The sequence below is a fragment of the Rhizobium sp. BK251 genome (genome assembly GCF_004345245.1).
Taxonomy (GTDB): domain Bacteria; phylum Pseudomonadota; class Alphaproteobacteria; order Rhizobiales; family Rhizobiaceae; genus Rhizobium.
Genome location: NZ_SLUQ01000001.1, coordinates 386,163 through 407,186, shown reverse-complemented (window position 1 = coordinate 407,186; position 21,024 = coordinate 386,163). Strand labels below are relative to the sequence as shown.

17 protein-coding genes are annotated in these 21,024 nt (G+C 62.6%); 7 read left to right on the top strand and 10 right to left on the bottom strand.

Annotated elements, in window-relative coordinates; translation table 11 throughout:
• Nucleotides 1-146: 146 nt before the first annotated feature.
• The 5 genes from EV286_RS01895 to EV286_RS01875 form a co-directional block, all read right to left on the bottom strand.
• The gene (locus EV286_RS01895) at nt 147-2,048 is read right to left on the bottom strand and encodes a potassium transporter Kup (RefSeq protein WP_245500584.1); all 1,902 of its coding nucleotides are present in this window, start codon (nt 2,046-2,048) and stop codon (nt 147-149) included.
• A 17-nt stretch (nt 2,049-2,065) separates the two neighbouring features.
• The gene (locus EV286_RS01890; RefSeq protein ID WP_132955301.1) at nt 2,066-3,043 is read right to left on the bottom strand and encodes a magnesium transporter CorA family protein; all 978 of its coding nucleotides are present in this window, start codon (nt 3,041-3,043) and stop codon (nt 2,066-2,068) included.
• A 445-nt stretch (nt 3,044-3,488) separates the two neighbouring features.
• Nucleotides 3,489-4,637 (bottom strand): Mrp/NBP35 family ATP-binding protein, encoded by a 1,149-nt coding sequence (locus EV286_RS01885; RefSeq protein WP_132955300.1) that lies wholly within the window; start codon nt 4,635-4,637, stop codon nt 3,489-3,491.
• A gap of 480 nt (nt 4,638-5,117) precedes the next feature.
• A complete protein-coding gene (locus tag EV286_RS01880) occupies nt 5,118-5,858 on the bottom strand; it encodes an autoinducer binding domain-containing protein (RefSeq protein WP_132955299.1) in 741 nt (246 codons plus the stop codon).
• A 339-nt stretch (nt 5,859-6,197) separates the two neighbouring features.
• Entirely contained in the window at nt 6,198-6,965 is a 768-nt protein-coding gene (locus EV286_RS01875) for an IclR family transcriptional regulator (protein ID WP_132955298.1), read from the bottom strand.
• A gap of 179 nt (nt 6,966-7,144) precedes the next feature.
• Here EV286_RS01875 and EV286_RS01870 point away from each other — a divergent pair, with 179 nt between their 5' ends.
• From EV286_RS01870 to EV286_RS01850, 5 genes are all read left to right on the top strand, one after another.
• Nucleotides 7,145-7,915: an SDR family NAD(P)-dependent oxidoreductase gene (locus EV286_RS01870; protein WP_132955703.1), complete on the top strand. Its 771-nt coding sequence runs from the start codon at nt 7,145-7,147 to the stop codon at nt 7,913-7,915.
• Nucleotides 7,915-8,850, top strand: a complete 936-nt coding sequence (locus EV286_RS01865) for a 2-dehydro-3-deoxygalactonokinase (RefSeq protein WP_132955297.1) — start codon at nt 7,915-7,917, stop codon at nt 8,848-8,850. The genes EV286_RS01870 and EV286_RS01865 overlap by 1 nt, the downstream gene beginning before the upstream one ends.
• Nucleotides 8,847-9,479: a 2-dehydro-3-deoxy-6-phosphogalactonate aldolase gene (locus EV286_RS01860; RefSeq protein ID WP_132955296.1), complete on the top strand. Its 633-nt coding sequence runs from the start codon at nt 8,847-8,849 to the stop codon at nt 9,477-9,479. The genes EV286_RS01865 and EV286_RS01860 overlap by 4 nt, the downstream gene beginning before the upstream one ends.
• A 4-nt stretch (nt 9,480-9,483) precedes the next feature.
• A complete protein-coding gene (locus EV286_RS01855; protein ID WP_132955295.1) occupies nt 9,484-10,371 on the top strand; it encodes an SMP-30/gluconolactonase/LRE family protein in 888 nt (295 codons plus the stop codon).
• Nucleotides 10,372-10,615: 244 nt separating this feature from the next.
• On the top strand, nt 10,616-11,221 hold the full coding sequence (locus tag EV286_RS01850) for a PRC-barrel domain-containing protein (protein WP_132955294.1): 606 nt from the start codon (nt 10,616-10,618) through the stop codon (nt 11,219-11,221).
• 67 nt (nt 11,222-11,288) lie between these two features.
• On the opposite strand, the gene EV286_RS01845 is transcribed toward EV286_RS01850, so the two are convergent.
• The 3 genes from EV286_RS01845 to EV286_RS01835 form a co-directional block, all read right to left on the bottom strand.
• On the bottom strand, nt 11,289-13,334 hold the full coding sequence (locus tag EV286_RS01845) for an NADH:flavin oxidoreductase (protein ID WP_132955293.1): 2,046 nt from the start codon (nt 13,332-13,334) through the stop codon (nt 11,289-11,291).
• Nucleotides 13,335-13,486: 152 nt separating this feature from the next.
• Nucleotides 13,487-14,848 (bottom strand): EAL domain-containing protein, encoded by a 1,362-nt coding sequence (locus EV286_RS01840; RefSeq protein ID WP_132955292.1) that lies wholly within the window; start codon nt 14,846-14,848, stop codon nt 13,487-13,489.
• Nucleotides 14,849-14,978: 130 nt separating this feature from the next.
• On the bottom strand, nt 14,979-16,691 hold the full coding sequence (locus EV286_RS01835; protein ID WP_245500598.1) for a response regulator: 1,713 nt from the start codon (nt 16,689-16,691) through the stop codon (nt 14,979-14,981).
• Between the two features lie 205 nt (nt 16,692-16,896).
• Between EV286_RS01835 and mutL the strand changes: the two genes are divergently transcribed.
• Nucleotides 16,897-18,705, top strand: coding sequence for a DNA mismatch repair endonuclease MutL (mutL, locus tag EV286_RS01830; RefSeq protein WP_132955290.1), 1,809 nt, complete (start codon nt 16,897-16,899; stop codon nt 18,703-18,705).
• A gap of 166 nt (nt 18,706-18,871) precedes the next feature.
• Nucleotides 18,872-19,102, top strand: coding sequence for a DUF2093 domain-containing protein (locus EV286_RS01825; RefSeq protein ID WP_132955289.1), 231 nt, complete (start codon nt 18,872-18,874; stop codon nt 19,100-19,102).
• 37 nt (nt 19,103-19,139) lie between these two features.
• On the opposite strand, the gene lpxK is transcribed toward EV286_RS01825, so the two are convergent.
• Entirely contained in the window at nt 19,140-20,183 is a 1,044-nt protein-coding gene (lpxK, locus tag EV286_RS01820) for a tetraacyldisaccharide 4'-kinase (RefSeq protein ID WP_132955288.1), read from the bottom strand.
• 108 nt (nt 20,184-20,291) lie between these two features.
• Nucleotides 20,292-21,023 (bottom strand): HAD family hydrolase, encoded by a 732-nt coding sequence (locus EV286_RS01815; RefSeq protein ID WP_132955287.1) that lies wholly within the window; start codon nt 21,021-21,023, stop codon nt 20,292-20,294.
• Between the last annotated feature and the right edge of the window lies 1 nt (nt 21,024).

The following is a 21,024-nucleotide window of genomic DNA, read 5'->3' as shown; positions in this document are numbered from 1 at the left end:
ACACAAGCCGAAACAATGTCTCATTAACCTTGATGCTTGGTTAATGAGAGGGCCAAAGACTTAACGGCGGGGAGATTGGTTGCCCGGAAACGAAAAACCCGGCTCGCTCGAGAGCCGGGTTGCAATGCTTCGAACGCCTGCTTGCCTCAGATGATCACGTGGGAACCGAGTTCGACCACGCGATTGGCGGGGAGACGGAAATAGTCCGAGGGGTCGGTTGCGGCATTTGCCAGCGCGATAAACAGCCTGTCCTGCCAGTGCGGCATGCCCGATTTCGCGTCAGGAACGAGCTTGCGACGGCCGAGGTAGAATGACGTCGACATGATGTCGAACTTCAGCCCGGACTTCCGCAGCATTGCGAGCGCCTGCGACACATTCTGCGATTCCATGAATCCGAAGCGCAGCTCCACCTTGGAGAAGCGCTCGGAGATCTTCTCCACGGAGTAGCGGTCACTCGCCGCGACGCGGGGCTTGTTGATCGTGCGAATGGTCAGGATGACATTCTTATCGTGCAGCACATGATTGTGCTTCAGGTTATGAAGCAGCGCCGCAGGCGCGGAGTCCGGATCGCTGGTGAGGAAGATCGCGGTGCCGGGAACGGATGCCGGTGAATGCTCGCTCTTGCGCTCGATCGAGCTCACGAAGGACGGAAGCGGGATATCGGTGTGGCGGGTGCGCTCGTTGAGGATGGCCGTGCCGCGGCGCCATGTCCACATGATGATGGTGAAGGCGGCGGCAATCATGACCGGGATATAGCCGCCATCGTGGATCTTCAGCAGGTTGGCGCCAAGGAAGATGAATTCCAGCGCGAGCAGCGGCAGGATGGCCGCGACGGCGACCGGCATCGACCAGTTCCAGCGCACGCGGACGAACTCGAAGGCCATGATCGTGGTTACGACCATCGCGCCCGTGACCGAAATGCCATAGGCGATGGCCAGCGCATCCGACGTCTTGAAGCTCAGGACCAGGAAGATAACGCCGAAGAAGAGGACGGCGTTCACCGAGGGCAGGAAGATCTGCCCGGTATTCGTCTCGGAAGTGAAAAGGATCTCCATGCGCGGCAGGAAACCAAGGTGAATGGCCTGGCGGACGAGCGAGAAGGCACCCGTGATGACCGCCTGGCTGGCAATGATCGTCGCAGCCGTCGCAAGAATGACGACGGGCAGCAGCGCCCACTTCGGATACATCAGATAGAAGGGATCCGATACGGCCGACGGATCGTTCAGGATGAGCGCGCCCTGCCCCAGATAGTTCAGGGTCAGCGCCGGAAAGACGAGGACGAACCAGGCCCACTGGATGGGGCGGCGCCCGAAATGCCCGAGGTCGGCGTAGAGGGCCTCCGCGCCGGTAACGGTCAGGAAGACGGCGCCGAGCACAACAACGCCGTAGAAGCCCTCCTGCAGGAGGAAAGTCAGGGCATACCATGGGTTGAAGGCGGCCAAAATGCCGTAATCGTCCGAAATATGGGCAATGCCGGCCGCGGCCATCACGATGAACCAGAGGGCGGTGATCGGACCGAAAAACCTCGCAACGGCACCGGTGCCGTGGGACTGCACGACGAAGAGCAGCGCCATGATGACGACCGATATCGGTACGATGTATTGCGTCAACTGCGGCGTCACCAGCTTCAGGCCCTCGACGGCAGAGAGCACCGAAAGCGCAGGCGTGATCATGGCATCGCCGAGAAACAGGGCAGCGCCCAGCATGCCGAGCAGCATCAGCATTGCAGTGTGGCCGTTCGCCGTCTTCATGAGAAGAGCCAGAAGGGAAAGCGTGCCGCCCTCGCCGTCGTTGTCGGCGCGGAGCAGAAACAGGACGTACTTGATCGTCACGATGATGGTCAGCGCCCAGATCATCAGCGAGATGAGGCTAATGACCTCGAACCTCTCCAACCCGTCATGTGCGACCGGCTTCAATGCCTCGCGGAATGCGTAGAGCGGGCTCGTGCCGATATCGCCGTAGACAACGCCGATCGAGCCGAGCGCGAGCGCAAACAGCTTGCGAGGCGTCATATTTCGCTCTGATTCGACGTTGAGTTCCTGGTACATGGGTTGCGAACAGGCTCCTAGAGCCAGCCTTTCCAGCGGAAAAAGAAAAACGGGATGATGGCCGAAAGCACCATGATGGCCAGCGAAAGCGGATAGCCCGGCCCCCAGTGCAGTTCCGGCATAAATTCGAAGTTCATACCGTAGACAGACGCCACCAGCGTGGGCGGCAGGAACACCACGGAGGCGATCGAGAATATCTTGATGATAGCGTTCTGCTCGATGTTGATAAGGCCTAGCGATGCATCGAGAAGAAAAGTGATGTTGCCGGCAATGAAGGAAGCATGCTCCGACAGGGACTGAATGTCGCGCGACACGGTTCGGCAGAGTTCCTTTACATCCTGATCCTGTTGAACGCCCGGCACGGTATAGAGAAAGGTCATCATCCGCGACAGCGAAGTAAGACTATCACGAATCTTGCTGAGCAAACGGTGCTGACCAGCGACATCGCGCAGCTTATCCTCAAGATAGTTTGCGGGGCGCCGCATCTTGCGGCTCTTCTCGCCGAAAACCTGAAGCGACAGGTTGTCCACGCCAAGAACAGCCTGCTCAAGGATCTCCGCGGTCCGATCGGTGATCGTTTCCATAAGCTTCGCAAGAAGCGCCTCGGAGGTGCGCCAATGCTCGGGGATGCGGTGCAGGGCGGCAATGAAAAGAGCAAAGGACTTCGGATGCGCATAGCGGATCGTCAGGAGGCGGTTGCCGGCCAGAATGAAAGCGACATCGGTCAGCGCCGGCACTTCTGCCTCTACCCGCCATATCAGCGAGGCGGTCATGAAGACGGCTCCGTTCTCCACGTAGAGGCGGCTCGACGGCTCGATGTCCTTCATGTCCTCGCGCGTCGGCACCTCGATGCCCAAGAGTTTCTCGACATGAACTTCCTCGGCACGGGTCGGCTCCACCATGTCGATCCAGACGACATCCTTGGGAAGCTCTGCCGAAGCGCTGAGATCGGTTATCTCGACCGATTTGTAGTTCGAACAGTAGGCGGTAATCACCGAACCACTCTCCAGCCGGCCAGCGCCGTCAATCGGTGCGCGCTAATCGCAGCAATGTACATGGCAAGCCTTTCCCATGATACGGTCGCCGGCCCGAAAGCGGACGCCGATATCAGATCGACCGGGGAGCGCAGATTGCCGAGCCTGCTGCTCCATCGGGACGCTAACTGTGGCAGATGAAAAAAGGTTCATACAACTCCGGCCACGCTTCGGCCATAGTCTCATGTTCAGCACCAGCCCGTCGGTCAAAGCCGGACTCCACAACGTAGACGAACCGGAGACCTGTTCAAACGGACTGCCCTCTCTCGCATCGGCCGAGAGGCGCCGACATGACGGCGGCGCATATGCAGCAAAGTGCTGAAATAATCAAGAGAGATTACTTCAACACGGCTGTTTCGCCGCACTTTCCCCTCATTTTAGGGGATCAGGAAATATCCGCTGGCCCCTATTCGAAGACGATCGCCGGCGCCTCGCGCTGAGGCAGGCCACTTACCTGCTCCCATGCCTTGGCAGCGATGTCACGGTAAATGCGGGCGGTGATCCCCTCCGGGTCGGACACGACCACCGGCGTCCCGGCATCCGAAGTCTCACGAATGTTCATCGTCAGCGGCACCTCGCCGAGGAACGGCACGCCGATGCGGCTCGCCTCGCGCCGCGCCCCGCCATGGCCGAAGATATCGTAGCGTGCGCCGGTATCCGGGGCGATGAAGTAGCTCATGTTCTCGACGATCCCCAGCACCGGAACCTCGACCTTGCGGAACATGTTCAGCCCCTTGCGCGCGTCGATCAGCGCAAGATCCTGCGGGGTCGAGACGATGACGGCGCCGGCGAGCGGTACTTGCTGCGCCATGGTCAACTGGGCGTCGCCGGTGCCCGGCGGCATGTCGACCACGAGCACGTCGAGCTCACCCCAGGCGACTTCACGCAGCATCTGCATCAGCGCCGACTGCACCATCGGACCGCGCCAGATCATTGCCGTTTCCTCGTCGACGAGGAAACCCATCGACATGACCTTCAGCCCGTAATTCTCCATCGGATTGATGATGCGTCCGTCGATCTGGGTCGGGCGGCCCGAAATCTTCAGGAGACGCGGCATGGAAGGCCCGTAGATGTCGGCGTCCAGGATGCCGACGCGCAGCCCGTTCGCCACCATGCCAAGGGCGAGATTGACCGCGGTCGTGGACTTGCCCACGCCGCCCTTGCCCGAAGCCACCGCAATTATCGCCTTGATGCCGGGAACACCGATCTTGCCCGTGCGCGGAGGCTGATGAGGATGGGCATGCGCATGACCGTGAGCCGCCTGCGGCGCAGGACGCGGCGGTGCGGCAGGCGCCGAACCGGCCTTCCGGTCGGCGGTCAGCGTTACCAGCGCGCCCTTCACGCCGGGCATCTCCTTGATCACCCGCTCGGCGGCAAGCCGCAAAGGCTCGAGTTCGTTGGCGCGCTCGGCGGGCACGGTGATCGAGAAATAGACCTTTGCGTCGGAGATGAACACATCGGAAACCATGCCGAGTTCCACGATGTTGTGCTCGAGATCCGGGCCACGCACCGTTTTCAGCGTTTCAAAAATCTGTTCCCTGGTGACCTCGGTCATTCCATCCTCACTGAGCGATTTCAGCTTAGATAGTAAAGCGCAGCCGCTTCGCCAACCAAAAAGAGGTGCAGACGCTGGAAAGTGGCATGCGGGATCACGGTTTCGCGGTTCCCGGACTATTCCTGCATCGCAGCAGTGCAGGAAAGGCTCACCGGACAATGACAAAGCCGCCGCTCGTATCTCAGCCGGGAGAAAGCGGCTTTCATGATACGAACGACGGCTCTTGTTTCGCGCCGTTATTCGGCGCTGACGTTAAAGTCCCCTCTGGACCTCTGCATATTGCGTTGCAGGAACCGTGCCAGATGCAACGGAGAAAATTTTCTGTTTGCTTTTCAGTGGCTTGACTGTCTATGTCGACAAATGCCCGCTTCTTGGGCCGATGCAGCGCCAGCCCAATAATTGTGCGGAGCACAAAATTCTGCACAATTCTTACACTTGTCCCACAGCTGCAACAATGCGCGGCACGAAGCCGGCGGCAGGCTACTTTATAAGCCCTACCCTGAGGGCCTTGGCCACCGCCTGGGTGCGGTTGACGGTATCGAGCTTCTTGGTCGCACGGTTCAGGTAGTGATTGACCGTGTGCTCGGACAGGCTGAGGATATCGGCGATCTCCGCGCTCGTCTTGCCGGCAGCGGTCCAGTTCAGGCAGTCGATCTCCCGGTCCGTCAGGCTGTCGGTGACGCGGACGTCCATGCTTCTTATCTCGGCAAGCCTGTCAAAGATGTGGACGGAGATGTAGTTGAGTTCCATCATTTCCTGCGGCGTGAACGCCTCCCGATCTCCCGCGAAGGAGACTGCCCCGCGCGCACCGGTAGCATCATGCGCCGGGAAATAGCCAGCCCGCTGCATCTTGAAGCGCTCGAAGAGGGAACTCACCAGGTTGCCCTTGCCGTCGTCCCGATCGCTCGTGCTGGTCGCGATGTCATAGAAGAAGGGAAGCGTCGAATTCCTCAGCCGGCGGACGACCGGACTGTTCACCAGCAGGCCCTCCTGGTCGTAGAGGGCAAGCAGTTCCGCCGGCCAACTGCTGATGACCGAATTGCTCTGCAGCTCGAGGGAAGTGATAGGCGGCAGGTTGAACACCATGAAGGCGCGGCAACGGAAAGCCTCGGTCAGGCGCTTCATATATCGGAAGATGTCGAATTGCGTCTTCAGGCCCGCTATTTCACCCGCAAAGTGGTCTCCGGGTACGGATTTTCCCAGTTGCTGTATTGGTGCCATCGTCCCGCTACTTCACTTTCAATATACAGGGCGCTCTTCCCCGCCGCGGCCCGAAGCCCTCGAACAGGCGGCAGGCCCGTGACCATAATCGCATAACGTGCGTTCCCGCCAGCCGGTTGCACGGAAAACTGCATTAATTCGAAAAATATCATCTACCCGAAAAACAGGCCGGGTCTCTACGCCTACGATTGCCGCGAAAATAAGCAGCCGCTCCAAGAAGGGTGATTCGCCGAAATTTCTCAACACCTCCCCAAAGATAATCCAAGGTTCAACTTTATTCCCTGCCGGGCAGGCTGGCGAGCCCAACATTGGTTTGATCCGCCCGGCTTGCCCCGGCATCTACCAGCGCGGGCCGAGGCGCATCCTCATGTCGCGCATGACGCCCTCTGCCGTCAGCCGCACCAGGCCCGACCAGAGATCCAATTTTTCCATCGTGACACGATAGGCCGGGCCCGTGACGGAAATACCGGCGATGAAGGAGCGCTCGGCGGAAAACACCGGGGCGGCGACGCAGCGGATGCCGATCTCATGCTCCTCGCAGTCGAAGGCGTGGCCCCGGCGGCGGGTCTCTTCGATGTCGGTCAGGAGCGATGCGGCGGAACGGTGGGTATGCTCCGTAAAGGCAGTAAGCTCCAGAGCGGCGACGACGGCCTCGAGTCGCGGCGCATCGAGAACCGAGAGAGCCGCCTTGCCGACGCCCGTGCAATAAACCGGCGAGGCGTTGCCGATCTGGGAGTACATGCGAACCGCCTGACGCCCCTCGACCTTGTCGAGATAGATGATCTCGGAGCCGCGCAGGACGCCAAGATGCACTGTCTCGCCGGTCTGCTCCTGAAGGCTCCTAAGATGCGGCTCGGCCACCAGGCGCAGCTCGCTGCGCGCCCAGGTCCGCGACGCCAGTTCCAGAAGGCGGATGCCGGGCACATATCTCGCATCAGCATCGAGCTCGAGCAGCCCCTCCTCCACGAGATGGCCGAGCTGGCGATGAAGCGTGCCGCGCGGCTGATCGGCCTCCGCGAGAATGTCGGTGAAGCGCATCGGCCCGTCGGCGGCAGCCACCAGATCGAGGAGGGACACGAGCTTGCCGAGCGTTCCCGTTTCCTTCATTTTGTTCCTTTCGCGCCGAGGCCTCGCGCGGGCGGCGGGCTTCCCGCATGCGACCGCATTTCACCTTGACAATGAAGGGAGCCTAGCTCGATAATTCCATATAGTCAAATAGAGTTCCAAATAATGGAACGATTGGTCGACCACAAAGCAAGGTCGGCGCCGGGAGGATAAATATGGACGTGAGCAGAACGCTCGCCCAGTTTCCGGATCTCAAGGACCGGGCCGTGCTCATCACCGGCGGTGGTTCGGGGATCGGCGCGGCGCTTGTCGAAGGCTTCGCGCAGCAAGGCGCGAAGGTTGCCTTCATCGACATCGCGGAGATGGAGAGCTCAGCGCTTGCGGAGCGCCTATCGGCGCAAGCGGCCCATCCCGTGCTTTTCCAGAAAGCCGATCTGCGCGACATCGATGCAGTTCGAAGCGCGGTGAACGTGGTCGCGGAGAGGCTGGGGCCGATCCGCGTGCTGGTCAACAATGCGGGCCGCGACGACCGGCACGAATTCGACGAAGTCACGCCGGAATATTGGGATGACAATCACGCGACGAACCTGAGGCACGTCTTCTTTGTCTCCCAGGCAGTCGTGCCCTCGATGAAGGCGGCGGGCGGCGGCGCCATTATCAACATGTCCTCGATAGCCTTCCTGCTGAACATGCCGGAACTGCCGGCCTATGCCACGGCCAAGGCGGCGATCATCGGTCTCACACGCAGCATGGCCGGCCTGCTCGGGCCGGACAACATCCGGGTGAACTGCATCCTGCCGGGCATGATCGCGACCGAGCGGCAGATGAAGCTCTGGCTCACGGAGGAAGGCATCGCGCGCATGGTCGATCGCCAGTGCCTGAAGCAGGTGCTCACTCCAGAGTCGCTCGTGGGACCCTGTCTTTTTCTAGCATCCGGTGCTGCAGCGGGCATGACCGCGCAGTCCATAATCGTCGATGGAGGCATCTTCTGATGGAAATACCCGCTTATGTCGCGGTGGATTGGGGCACGAGCAGCTTTCGGCTGTGGCTCGTCGGCAGTCGCGGCGGCATTCTCGCCGAACGGCGAAGCAACGAGGGCATGACGACTGCCTCGCAACTCGGTTTCGAGCGCGTCCTCCAATCGCATCTCGACGCCGTGGAGGCGCCGGCCACCCTGCCCGTGATCATCTGCGGCATGGCGGGCGCCCGCCAGGGCTGGGTCGAGGCAGGCTATGTAGACACGCCGACCTCGCTCGGGACCGTGCTCGCCGGCGCCGCCAGCGTGCCCGGCCAGGCGCGCGACGTCCGTATCCTGCCCGGTATCGCACAGCGCAACCCGGACAGGCCCGATGTCATGCGCGGCGAGGAGACGCAGCTTCTCGGTGCGCTTGGCGCCACGAGCAGCGGTGAGCAGATCGTCTGCATGCCGGGTACGCATTGCAAATGGGTGCGGGTGCTGGACGGCGTCGTCACCGGCTTCTCCACTTTCATGACCGGCGAACTCTTCGACGTGATCACGAAACACACGATCCTTTCGCATGCTGTGGCCGGCGCCGCCGACGCGGCACCCGACGAGGCAGCATTCGCGGCCGCAGTCACCGCCGCCTTCGAGCGGCCGGCGCTTGCGACCAATCTCCTTTTCACGGCGCGCGCGGGCCAGTTGCTGCTGGGCTCCGGCGCCGCGACAGCACAAGCGCGCATCTCCGGGACGCTGATCGGCCTCGAGATCGCCGGAGCGCTTTCGACTGCCGGCAAGGATGCCAGCATCACGCTGATCGCTTCCGGCCGACTCCTGGCGCTCTATGAAACCGCCTTCCGCCACCTTTCCCTTTCCTTTAATGCAATAGATGCCGATGCCGTCGTTCGCCGTGGCCTTTCCGCCGCGGCCCAGGCGATCTGGCCAGATGAAGAAAGCAAAAGCGCATGACCCGCATCCCCTTTCCCTCCATGAAGCGCCCCCTGATCGCCATCCTGCGCGGCATCAAGCCGGAGGAGACCGAAAGCATCGTCGGAACGCTGATCGAAAACGGCCTGACGGCGATCGAAATCCCGCTCAACTCGCCCGATCCGTTTCGCTCCATCGAGATTGCGGCCAAGATGGCTCCGCCGGAATGCCTGATCGGTGCCGGCACCGTTCTGACCGTGGAGGACGTCGACCGGCTCGATGCTGCGGGCGGAAAGCTCCTTGTCACACCCAATGTCGATGCCGACGTCATCATTCGCGCAAGGGTATGTGGCATGGTGACGATGCCCGGCGTCTTCACTGCGACGGAAGCGCTTACCGCCGCACGCGCCGGCGCGACGGGCCTCAAGTTCTTTCCGGCAAGCGTGATCGGACCTGCCGGCATCACCGCCATTCGCGCAGTGTTGCCGCCGGAACTCGTGATTGCGGCGGTCGGCGGCGTTTCTGACAAGAACTTCGCGGACTACACCAAGGCCGGCATCCTCGCCTTCGGCCTCGGCACCAGCCTCTACAAGCCCGGATTGACCGCCGCCGAGGTTGCCGAGCGCGCCAGAACGACCATTTACGCCTATGATGCAGCCATAGGAGCGTGAGGGAATGACGGAGATTTATGACTTCGAGGGCAAGATTCTCTGCGACACGGCTTCCGTGCTCGGCGAGGGTCCCACCTACGATCCGGACACGAATACCGTCTGGTGGTTCAACATCATCGGCAAGGAACTGCACGAACTCGCTCTGGCGACGGGAAAGAACACGGTTCATGCGCTGCCGATGATGGGGAGCGTACTTGCCCGGATCGACGCCAAGCGGCAGTTGCTTGCGACCGACGAGGGGCTGTTCGTGCGCGATACCGCCTCCGGCAATCTGACCTTCTATGCCGCGCTCGAAGCAGACAAGCCGGAAAACCGGTCCAATGACGGGCGCACCCATCCCTCCGGGGCTCTCTGGATCGGCACCATGGGCAGGCACGCCGAAATGCAGGCGGGCGCGATCTATCACGTTGCCGGCGGCAAGGTGACGCGGATATTCAGCGGCATCAGCATCCCGAACTCCATCTGCTTCTCTCCTGACGGCACGATCGGCTATTTCACCGATACCCGTATCAGCAAGCTCATGCGGGTCATGGTCGATCCGCAGACCGGCCTGCCGGCGGGCGAACCGATCGTCATGGTCGACAGCATGGATGATCCTGGCGGTCTCGACGGTTCGGTCTGCGATGCCGACGGCTATATCTGGAACGCCCGCTGGGGCGCAGGCTTCGTCGATCGCTACAGCCCCGACGGGTTGCGCATCGCCCGCTACCGTGTGCCCGCGATGCAGCCCTCCTGCCCGGCGTTCATTGGCCCTGATGCGAACCGGCTCGTCGTCACCACCGCGTGGGAAGGACTGGACGACACGGCCCGCTCCGCACAGCCGCAGGCCGGCTCCCTCTTTGAGCTTGGCGTGACCGTCAGGGGCGTATTCGATCCGCCGTACAAGATCTAGTTTCCAGTGGACCACATTGACATTGAAGGCGCGGCGACAAGGCCGCGCTTTCTCGTTTTATGGGCTTCGCTTGAAGTTAGTTCATCGAAAAAGTTCCGCTAATACGAGAAAAATTGCCCGTTTTTTTGTCGGAACCAATTGCTGGTTGACCCATTTCCCTTTCGAACCGGCTCGGAACACGATGCTCAAAGTGAACGCATCTCCGGGCTCAGGATCAACGATCTGATTGAAAGGTAGGTTCAATATGACCAGCAAACTCCTCACCACGGTTGCCGCAGGTGCGCTGTTCGCAACGGCACTTGCTCCGGCAGCATTCGCACAGAGCGCCACGACGCCGGCCGAACCCGCCCCGTCGGTCGAGGCCACGCAGCCCGCTACCCCTGCTCCGGCCCTTCCGGCCGACAACGCGCAGGCACCGGCAGCGGCTCCGTCGACCGATACGGCCCAGGCACCGGCGGCCCCAGGCAGCTATCTGACCGAACAGTCGGCTGACCAGATCAGCGCCAACACCTATATCGGCCAGTCGGTTTACAACTCGAACAACGAGAGCATCGGTAGCGTAAACGACCTGATCATGCAGAAGGAAGGCGGCCTTGTCGCCGCAGTGGTCGGTGTCGGCGGCTTCCTTGGCATCGGCGAGAAGAACGTCGCCGTTCCAATGGACAAGATTGCCGTCGCGCAGAATACGCAGGACGGCACGGTCAAGCTGACGACCTCCGAAACGGCTGACTCACTGAAGGCCGCACCGGAATTCAAGACGCTTGCAATGCAGTCTGCGGAACGCGCGCCTGCAACAACGGGTACGATGCCGACGGACAATACCTCGACGTCGTCCACCACCAATAACTAAGCCCCCTTTGGGAGGTGCAGGCGCTGCGGCGGCGTTGGGAAACCAACGTCGCCGCTTGTCTTTGTGATCACAGCAACGAACAGTATCTCAGCGCGTCGTAGATCGCTGCATGGACGTTCCGGCTGGCGACGGCATCGCCGATGCGGATCAGGTCGAACCGTCCTTCCGGGTTCCTGGCGGGCAGCGGCGTCCGGCGCGCAATCAGCGCCGAGTAATCGACAGCCCCCAGATTGCGCGAGTTCGGCTTCAGCTCGAGATAGAGGTCGGCATTGACCATCGTGCCGTGTTCGACCACGACCTGGGAGACATGCCGTTCGCTGGCGGTGTCGGCTGCGAAGTCCGATCCCAGCACTGCGACGAGGCCGTTTCCCGAACGACGCACCGATTTGAGGCGAGTGTTGATCGTCACGCGTACCTTCTTCTCGGCGAAGGCCTTCGCATAGGGCACATGATTCATGCCACCCATTTCCGGCGCGAAGAAACGCTCGGGCGATACGAGTTCAAGGTCGGCGCCTGCGTTTGCGATCACTTCCGCCGCCGACATGCCGGGATGGCCGCCGTTATCGTCGAAAAGCAGGACGGATCCTTCCGGCTTCACCGCGCCGGCCAGGATATCCCAGCTCGACGTTACCAGCTCCTCGCCGCCATCGAGCTCCGGCGACTGGGCGATGCCGCCGGTGGCGACGACGACGAGATCGGGTTCGAAGGCGAGGACATCGTCGGCACCGGCATAGGTGTCGTAATGGATCGGCACGCCCAGGCGTTCCAGTTCGGCAAGGCGCCAGTCGACGATGCCGATCATCTCCTTGCGCCGCTGATTGCGTACGAGAAGGTTGACCTGGCCGCCGGCCTTGCCGGTCGCCTCCAGGACATTGACCGAATGGCCGCGCTCGGCCAGCACGCGCGCAGCCTCGAGACCGGCCGGACCCGCCCCGACGACCACGGCCTTCCTGCGCGCGGCCGCCGGCGTGATGTCGTGCTGCATCTCCGCCTCGCGCCCGGTGGCGGCATTGTGGATGCAGAGCGCCTCGCCGCCCTCGTAGATGCGGTCGAGACAGTAGGTAGCGCCGACGCAGGGCCGGATGCGCGCCTCCTCGCCTGCGATCACCTTGCGAACGATGTGCGGATCCGCGATATGGGCGCGGGTCATGCCGACCATATCGAGCTTGCCTTCGGCGATCGCATGACGGGCAGTCGCAACATCGCCGATACGGGCGGCATGGAAGACGGGGAATTTGGTCGCAGCGCGGACCTCGCCGGCAAAATCGAGATGCGGGGAAGCCGGCATGCCCTGGATGGGAATGACATTGTTCAGGGCCGCATCATGATCGATATGGCCGCGGATGATGTTGAGGAAATCGATCGCGCCGGAGACAGCGATGCGCCGCGCGATCTCGATGCCCTCGTCGCGGGAAAGCCCCTTCTCCCAATCCTCGTCGGCCACCATGCGGATACCGACGATGAAATCCTGCCCGACGGCCTTGCGCACCGCCGCTGTCACCATCGAGGAGAAGCGCATGCGGTTTTCCAGCGATCCGCCGAATTCGTCCTCGCGGCGGTTGGTGGCCGGCGACCAGAAACCGTCCATGAAATGGCCGTAGGCCTCGAACTCGATGCCATCGAGACCGGCCGCCTGCATGCGCTGTGCAGCGTCCGCATAGTCGGCGACGATGCGTTCGATGTCCCAGTCCTCGGCCTCCTTCGGGAAGGCGCGATGCGCCGGCTCTCTTATCGGCGACGGGGCGAGCACAGGCAGCCAGTCGCCCTTGTTCCAGCCTGTGCGGCGGCCGAGGTGGGTCAGTTGGATCATCACGGCCGCGCCGTATTCATGACAGTCTTCGGCCAGCCTCTTCAGCCAGGGCACGATCTCGTCGCTGTAGGCATGCAGGTTGCCGAAAGAGGGCGGGGAATCCGGCGATACGACGGCCGAGCCCGCCGTCATGGTGAGCGCAATGCCGCCTTTGGCCTTCTCCCGATGATACAGGCGATAGCGATCCTTCGGCATGCCGCCTTCGGAATAGGCCGGCTCGTGCGCCGTCGACATGATCCGGTTCTTGAGCGTCAGATGCTTCAGCTGGAAGGGTTGAAGCAACGGATCTTTCGACGTGGTCATGGATGTCTCGCCTTTCATTGCAGCCGTCGGTCCCCCCGCCGCCGATCATTGCGCAGCAGCGGCGCGATTGCGATGCCCAGAGGCGGCGCGCAATAGCCCCCGTGCGTCTTTTGAGAAGGAGGAGAAGAGGTGGCGAGGACCAGCTGATGCGGTCAGGCCGGGACGCGATCCGTCGCGCCGAAATCGTAGTATTTTTCCTGCAGATACCGGAGCGTCGCGATGGCATCCGCAGGCTTTCCGAAGTAGTAGCCCTGTCCCATGCCGCAGCCCAGGGCGCGGAGCTTCACAGCCTCGGCATAGTCCTCGATACCCTCGGCGACGACTTCGAGGTCCAGGCCTTCACACATGGCGAGGATCGCCTTGACGATATGCTCCGAGGCGCGGTCGGAATTGATGCGGGAGACGAAGGCGCGGTCGATCTTGATCTTGTCGAACATGAAGTCGCGCAGGCGCCCGAGGCTCGACTGCCCGGTTCCAAAATCATCGAGAGAGATGCGCACGCCGGCCTGGCGCAAGTCGGAAAGGATGCGGTGTGCCGTATCCGCCGAGCTCATCACCGCCGTCTCGGTGATTTCGAGCTCGAGCCGGTGCGGATCGAAGCCGACACGCCCGAGAATGGCGAGGATACTGTTCGTGGTGCCAGGGTCCATCAGCTGGACCGAGGAGAGATTGAAGGAGAGAAAGAGCTCCCGCGGCCAGGAAAGCGCTGCCTCCGCCGCCTTGCGCAGCAGGGTTTCCGACAAGGCATCGATGAAGCCGCGCTCTTCGGCCAGCGGCACGAAGACGGCAGGTGAAACGAAGCCGAGATCCGGATCGCTCCAGCGCGCGAGGGCTTCGAAGCCGACTGCGACACTGTTGGAAAGCGAGACGATCGGCTGGAAATGGACGTCGATGGCATCGGAGATGATCGCGTTGCGGAGCGCCTGCTCGAGCTGCGTCGCCCGCCTCATCTCGAGGGCGATCTCCTTCGAATAGACGGTGATCTGGCCGCGTCCGCGACGCTTGGAGCGGTAAAGCGCGGTCTCGGCGCTCTTCAGCAGGTCCTCGAACTCCTCGCCCGCAAAGGGATAGATAGCAAAGCCGAAAGAAGCGGAGAGACGAACGTTGCGGTCGCCGAGATCATAGGGAGCGGAGAGGACTTCGCGGATCATCTGGCCGAATTTCTCCGCGCCGGCACGCTCGAAGACCAGCGGCAGCACGAAGGCAAATTCATCACCGCCATGGCGGATGACGATTGCGCCGTCCGGAATGCAGGCCTTCAGCCGGTGGGCGACCTGGCAGAGGATTTCATCGCCGGCGGCGGAGCCGAAAAGGTCGTTGATCGGCTTGAAGGAATCAAGATTGGCAATACCGATCGTGAAGGGTGCCGGATCGCTCGCGCGTTCCGCCGACAGCAGTCGCACCTTGTCGCGCATGCGATACCGGTTGCCGAGCCCCGTCAGCGGGTCCGTATAGGCCATCGCCTGCAGCTCGTCCTGACTGACTGGCACCAATGGTATTTCCGCCGACTTCATATCCGGTATCAGACCTCTTCCTCCACCTGGCCGGCAGGATGGGGATCAAAGTTTAATAAATCGATAGGAGAAGTATGGATCCGGCAACGATACAGATCCTGAAATTTTGGGAGTTGACGCGAGATTCCGGTCAGCCGCGTGCCTGGGCGACTTCCGGCGAAAGGTGCTTGTCGAACAGCGCCTGGAGGATGTCGGGACTGACCGGTTTCATGATGACGTCGTTCATTCCGGCTCGCGCACATTCGCTGCGGTCGCGTTCGAAGGCCTGGGTGAGGACGCCGACGATCGGGGTCTGCGATCCGTCGCCTTCCATCTGCCGGATGAGACGGGCTGCCTCGAAGCCATTGAAGCCCGGCAGCGAAATATCCATCAGCACGATCTGCGGCCGATGCTCGCTCCATAGCCTGACGGCTTCGTCGCCCGTCGAGGCGATCATGTAGCGATAGCCGAGGCCCTCGAGGATCTGGGAGAAGACGATCTGGTTGATGTCGTTATCCTCGGCGACGAGGACCTGCAGGCCGCCGTTCTCCTCGCCGGTGGTGATTTCCCAATCGGCGCTCGTGGCCTCGCCATCGGCCGCGCCGCGATTGACGCGGTTGAAATGGCGCGCAACGAGAAAGGTGATCTCGTTGGCCATCTGGAAGCCATCGAGCACCAGCGCAGTGATGCCATAGCGCTCGCCGAGTTCGAGACAACGCATGCCCATCTGGTTGTCGACGATGATAAGATCGAGCGCGACGCCCGCGGACGACGCCACCTCGAGGAAGGCCTCGAGTTCGCTGTCGCTGTGGACGGAACAGGCCTCGAATCCATATTTTGCGAGCGTCTTCACCGCCATCGTGTCGGCTGCGGGATCGTCCGTGACGATCAGCACCTTCTTGCCGGAGAAGCTCTCCGGAAAAACGGCTTCGGTAGCCGGCGGATTTCGGACTTCCTCGCCCGGCGCGCGAGCCGGTACATAGGCGCGTCTGTAGGACTGGCGGTTTGACACCGTCACGGCGGAAGCCAGGTTGAACTCCTCGACGTCGCCGCCGTCCCGCGGCAGCTCCTGCGCCGTCGAAACCAGGAAATAGCGGCCCGGCTTCCCGATGCGGTGCTTGCGGCTGACGACGTCTCGCTCGATGCCGTCCCGCGAAATCTGTCGATGGCGCGCGACGGACATTTCGCCGGTCTCCATGACATGCCGGTCGCTTTCCTCGTAGCGCGCCGCGACGTCGGGCGAGAAAATATCGGCGCTCCTGCGTCCGAGCACTTCGTCCGCGCCGACCTGATGCTTCTCGCAGAAGGCTTTGTTGACCGCGACATAGCTCAGGTTGCGATCCTTGACGAAAAGCGGAAAGGGAAGGTTGTCGAGGATGTCTTCCGTCAGCTGCACGCGTTCAAGATCCGCCCGCCACTGCTCCTCGCGCTTCTTCTCCTCGGAAATATCCGAGATGACGCAGAGGCCATAGCCGCCCGGCAGGCGGCGCTTCACGAATCGGATCCAGCGGTCTGCGCCGTGGCGCTCCACCTCCTCGTAGCGCTCGCGCCAGTGCGATGCGATCTTCTGCGATATCCAGTCGTCGCGCGACATGGGGTTCGCACCCTTTGCCGGATTGCGCTGCTGGCCGACGCCGGTGTCAAAGATTGCTCCGAGAAGATCGCGCAGGCGGGTGCCATGCCTCAGGAAATGCGCCGGCACGGGAAAAAAGCCGAGCAGCTGACGGCTTGTGAAGAGGACGAGGTCGTTCCTGTCATAGGCGATGAAGGCGGCGGACATGCCCTCGGACACGGCATCGAGGAACGCCGGCTGCAGGGCCGTGCCGGTAGGCTCCCAGCCGTCTGCCGGAGGATTCGCAGCCATTTCAGAGCCGGCCGTCATTCGCCCAGGTTCCACATTTTGTCCGGTTCAAGATGCTACTAAAGGTATATGCGAAACTGCCATCTTAATGTTAAGGCGTGATTAATTCGGACCTGCCTCTGGCTGGTTTCGAAACAGGGACTTATTTGAGTGGATGCGCGCGCCCCTGCCCCTTTCCTCGACGCCGCGAATCCTCGAAAATGGCAACATGGCAATCAGACAGCTCTCCGAAACCCTGATCAACCAGATCGCTGCCGGCGAGGTCATCGAACGGCCGGCAAGCGCGGCGAAGGAGCTCATCGAGAATGCGCTCGACGCAGGCGCGACGCGTATCGAGATCGCCACGGCGGGCGGCGGCAAGGGCCTTCTTCGGGTGAGCGACAACGGCTGCGGCATGACCGCAGAGGACCTGGAGCTCGCTGTCCGCAGGCATTGCACCTCCAAGATCAACGAGACGCTCGACGATATCCGCACGCTCGGCTTCCGTGGCGAGGCGCTGCCATCGATCGGCTCCGTGGCGCGGCTCACGATTTCGAGCAGGCGCGCCGATGGCGCCGGCGGTGCGGAGATCTCAGTCGAAGGCGGCAAGATGCGCGGCTTGCGGCCCGCCGGCACCAATCCCGGCACCATCGTCGAGGTCCGCGATCTCTTCTTCGCGACACCGGCGCGGCTGAAGTTCCTGAAGACCGAGAAGGCGGAAGCCGCCGCGATTACCGAGGTGGTGAAGCGCATGGCAATCGCGTTTCCCAAGGTGCGCTTCGTGCTCTCGGGCAGCGACAGGCAGACGCTGGAGTTCGCTGCAACCGGAGATGACCATCTGGCCCGCATGGCGCAGGTCATGGGCAAGGATTTCCGCGACAACGCGATCGCCATCGACGCGGCCCGCGAGGATGTGGAGCTTACAGGCTTCGTCGGCGTGCCGACCTTCAACCGCGGCAACTCCGCTCATCAGTACGCCTTCGTCAACGGCCGTCCGGTGCAGGACAAGCTGATCCTTTCGGCAATCCGCGGCGCCTATGCCGAGACCGTGCCGGCCGGGCGCTATCCGGTCGCCGCACTTTCGCTGAAGCTCGATCCGGCCCTGGTGGACGTCAACGTGCATCCGGCAAAATCCGATGTCCGCTTTCGTGATCCCGGGCTCGTTCGCGGCCTGTTCGTCGGTGCGATCCGCGAGGCGCTTTCCCGCGAGGGCGATCGGGCGGCGACAACCGGCGCCAGCGGCATGATGCGGTCCTTCCGTACCGGCTTCCAGCCCGCCTACCGCCCGCCTGCACCCGGCAACTGGACGGCCGCAGCATCTCCCTATCGCCCCCACGAGCCGGAGACGGGCTTGCGGGAGCGCCTGCAGGCCTCCTTCGACGGGCTCGCCGCCCCGACGGCACGGGCAGAGCGGGTTCCGCCGCCACAGCTGCAGCCGACACCAGAGGTCGTGCAGCGCTTTCCCCTGGGTGCTGCCCGCGCCCAGCTCCACGAGAACTACATCGTCGCCCAGACCGAGGACGGGCTCGTCATCGTCGACCAGCATGCCGCACACGAGCGCCTTGTCTTCGAGGCGATGCGCAAGGCGCTCAATGCGGCGCGGCTGCCCTCGCAGGTGCTCCTGATCCCCGAGATCGTCGACTTGCCGGAAGAGGATTGCGACCGGCTGATGGTTCATGCGCAGGGGCTTTCCGACCTCGGCCTCGCCATCGAACGCTTCGGTCCCGGCGCCGTCGCCGTGCGTGAAACGCCCGCCATGCTCGGCGAGGTCGATGCACAGGGGCTCGTACGCCAGCTTGCCGATGAGATTGCCGAATGGGACACGGCATCAAGCCTTTCCGCCCGGCTGGAACACGTGGCCGCCACAATGGCCTGCCATGGTTCCGTGCGCTCCGGACGGCGCCTCAGGCCGGAGGAAATGAATGCGCTGCTCCGCGAGATGGAGGTGACACCCGGCTCCGGCCAATGCAATCACGGCCGGCCGACCTACATTGAGCTGAAGCTTTCGGACATCGAACGGCTCTTCGGGCGCAGCTAGATCAGCCGTTTTCCGCAGCGGCGCATCCTACTCTAAAATGCTGGAAATCCGGCGGGTCACAGAGTATGGCTGACATGTGACAGGCTTTAGACTAGTATTTTCATGCATGTCGTTGCCGCAGGACCGCTGCGCCGTTTTGAGCGACATGCATTAGAGGATGGAAGGCATGAATCTTTTCGAAGGACACGGAAACCGCGAGGCGAAGATTCGGTATCTCGACGGCGATTTCCAGATCCTGATGCCCGGCGCCTATGTCGTCTGCGCGATGACCGGCAAGCAGATACCGCTCGACGAGCTGCGCTATTGGAGCGTTGCCAGGCAGGAACCCTATGCCGATGTCGCCTCGGCATTGGAGGCCGACAAGGTTGCCGGCGTGTTGCCGACGCAGAAGCGCTGATACATCCTACATCCGCCCGACCCCGAGCAGCGTCAGGTCAATCCTTCTTCCGGTTTTCCCGCAACCGCCGCTCGCGGCAGTAGGCAATCGCGCGCTCGATGATCAGGTCCGGCGCGCGATGGTCGACGAAGGCCATCTCCACCTCGATGACGCGGCAGCGCTGCAGCAGTTCCTGCGCCCTGCCATGTGCGCCCGCGAGTCTCACGAAGTCCTTCGAGGTCGTGACGATTTCCAGCCCGTCGCGGTCGGCAACGGTCAGGATTTCATCGATTTCGTCATCGGTCAGATGCTGGTGGTCGCCAAAGGGACGGCGCGCGACGATTTCCGCCTCCAGCTCCTCGACAGTCCGGAAGAACTTGCCGGGATCCGCGATCCCCGCAAAAGCAAGGACGCGCCTGCCCTTCAGGTCGTCCTGACGGGTGGGCCTGAGCGTAGCACCGAAGAACGGCTTGCCGGCGCGTGCGGCCATGCGGACGATCGCGTCGGCGGCGTTGCCCTGCCCGACCTTCAGCAGCGCGGTCGCATATCGCAACTGCTGGCGGATCGGGGCTCGCACCGGGCCACCCGGCACAATATGGCCATTGCCGATGCCGCGCACCGTGTCGATGACGACAAGCGCATAGTCGATCGCGAGCCGTGCACTCTGGAAGCCATCATCCATGATGATGATATCGGCGCCTTCCTCGACGAGGCGCTGCGCCCCCTCGACACGCCGGCGGGAGATGACCGTGAGTGCCTCGCGGGCGAGCAGCAGCGGCTCGTCGCCGACCGCCGAGGCGCGGTGATGAGCAGGGTCGACGACGGTGGTCACGTCCAGAAGTCCGCCATAGCCGCGGCTGAGGAAGCCGGGCTTCAGCCCCCTCGCCCGGGCCGCGCGGGCGAGCGTCAGAGCCGTCGGCGTCTTGCCCGCACCGCCGACCGTGAAGTTACCGACGCAGACGACAGGCACGGGCACGGACGCACGCCGCGCATGAGCCATGCGATGTCCGGCAATGCGACCGTAGATGAAGGAAACCGGTGACAAAGCCCAGGCGCGCCAGTCGGGCTTCGCCCACCAGAAAGGTGGTGCTTCGGATATCATCTTGCCGTCCCGCTCCCCTGTACGCGATCTTCTCCAGCGGCAGACAGCAGAGCCCCCAATATTCGACTTGGTGCAAGCAAACGGCAGTCTGTGCGAAAAAGCAAGCCCTTAGGGAGAAGTCGCAAAGCCCACTCCGGGCAAGAGGCCTTCGAGCGCGGTTATGTCATCGAGGCAATAATGCGAGGCATCGGCAAGCGATTCGCGCGAGCCCGTGCCGGTAAGTACGGCGATCCGCAATCCCGCCTCGGCGCTCATCGCCATATGAAGATCGTGGTTGTTGTCGCCGACGACGGCGACCTCAGAGGGCTGCAGGCCAGTCGCAGCGCAGAAGCCCAGCACCATGCCGGGCTCCGGCTTCGTGCCGAAGCCGCTGTCGTAGCCAGCGATATAGTCGACATAGTCGGCGAAGCCGAAGCGCTCGGCCGTATGGCGAATCGAGAGTTCGTTGTCGCTCGAGGCGATGCCGAGCTTGTAGCCGCGTTCATGCATCCGCCTGAAGAATGCGGCGAGGTCGGTAACAGGCACGGAGAAACGCGCGGCATCGGCAAAGAGCGCATCGAGACGCTCGGTCAATTCGTCCGTGGGGACCGGCGATCCCGCCGCGACCAGCCCGTCGGAAATCTGGCGCGTATTGCCGGCGGCGAGCAGGCTGTCCGGCACGATGTGGCCGGTTTGCGGGTCCATGCCGCAGGCGAGGAGCAATCGGTCGGCGAGCGCGGCGTCCCCTCTTGCGGCAATGCGGGCAAGCTCACGGTTCACGGGCAGCCAGCTCGCATCGTAGTCGAGCAACGTTCCGTCCTTGTCGAACAGTATTCCGCCGATCTCCGGATGCCGCCCCATG

Coding starts and splice junctions, on each gene's coding strand:
- EV286_RS01850 (WP_132955294.1), top strand. CDS start 10,616: ATGACCAGCAAACTCCTCACCACGGTTGCCGCAGGTGCGCTGTTCGCA.
- EV286_RS01840 (WP_132955292.1), bottom strand. CDS start 14,848: ATGAAGTCGGCGGAAATACCATTGGTGCCAGTCAGTCAGGACGAGCTG.
- EV286_RS01865 (WP_132955297.1), top strand. CDS start 7,915: ATGGAAATACCCGCTTATGTCGCGGTGGATTGGGGCACGAGCAGCTTT.
- EV286_RS01825 (WP_132955289.1), top strand. CDS start 18,872: ATGAATCTTTTCGAAGGACACGGAAACCGCGAGGCGAAGATTCGGTAT.
- EV286_RS01875 (WP_132955298.1), bottom strand. CDS start 6,965: ATGAAGGAAACGGGAACGCTCGGCAAGCTCGTGTCCCTCCTCGATCTG.
- mutL (WP_132955290.1), top strand. CDS start 16,897: ATGGCAATCAGACAGCTCTCCGAAACCCTGATCAACCAGATCGCTGCC.
- lpxK (WP_132955288.1), bottom strand. CDS start 20,183: ATGATATCCGAAGCACCACCTTTCTGGTGGGCGAAGCCCGACTGGCGC.
- EV286_RS01845 (WP_132955293.1), bottom strand. CDS start 13,334: ATGACCACGTCGAAAGATCCGTTGCTTCAACCCTTCCAGCTGAAGCAT.
- EV286_RS01815 (WP_132955287.1), bottom strand. CDS start 21,023: ATGGGGCGGCATCCGGAGATCGGCGGAATACTGTTCGACAAGGACGGA.
- EV286_RS01895 (WP_245500584.1), bottom strand. CDS start 2,048: ATGTACCAGGAACTCAACGTCGAATCAGAGCGAAATATGACGCCTCGC.
- EV286_RS01835 (WP_245500598.1), bottom strand. CDS start 16,691: ATGGCTGCGAATCCTCCGGCAGACGGCTGGGAGCCTACCGGCACGGCC.
- EV286_RS01885 (WP_132955300.1), bottom strand. CDS start 4,637: ATGACCGAGGTCACCAGGGAACAGATTTTTGAAACGCTGAAAACGGTG.
- EV286_RS01860 (WP_132955296.1), top strand. CDS start 8,847: ATGACCCGCATCCCCTTTCCCTCCATGAAGCGCCCCCTGATCGCCATC.
- EV286_RS01880 (WP_132955299.1), bottom strand. CDS start 5,858: ATGGCACCAATACAGCAACTGGGAAAATCCGTACCCGGAGACCACTTT.
- EV286_RS01855 (WP_132955295.1), top strand. CDS start 9,484: ATGACGGAGATTTATGACTTCGAGGGCAAGATTCTCTGCGACACGGCT.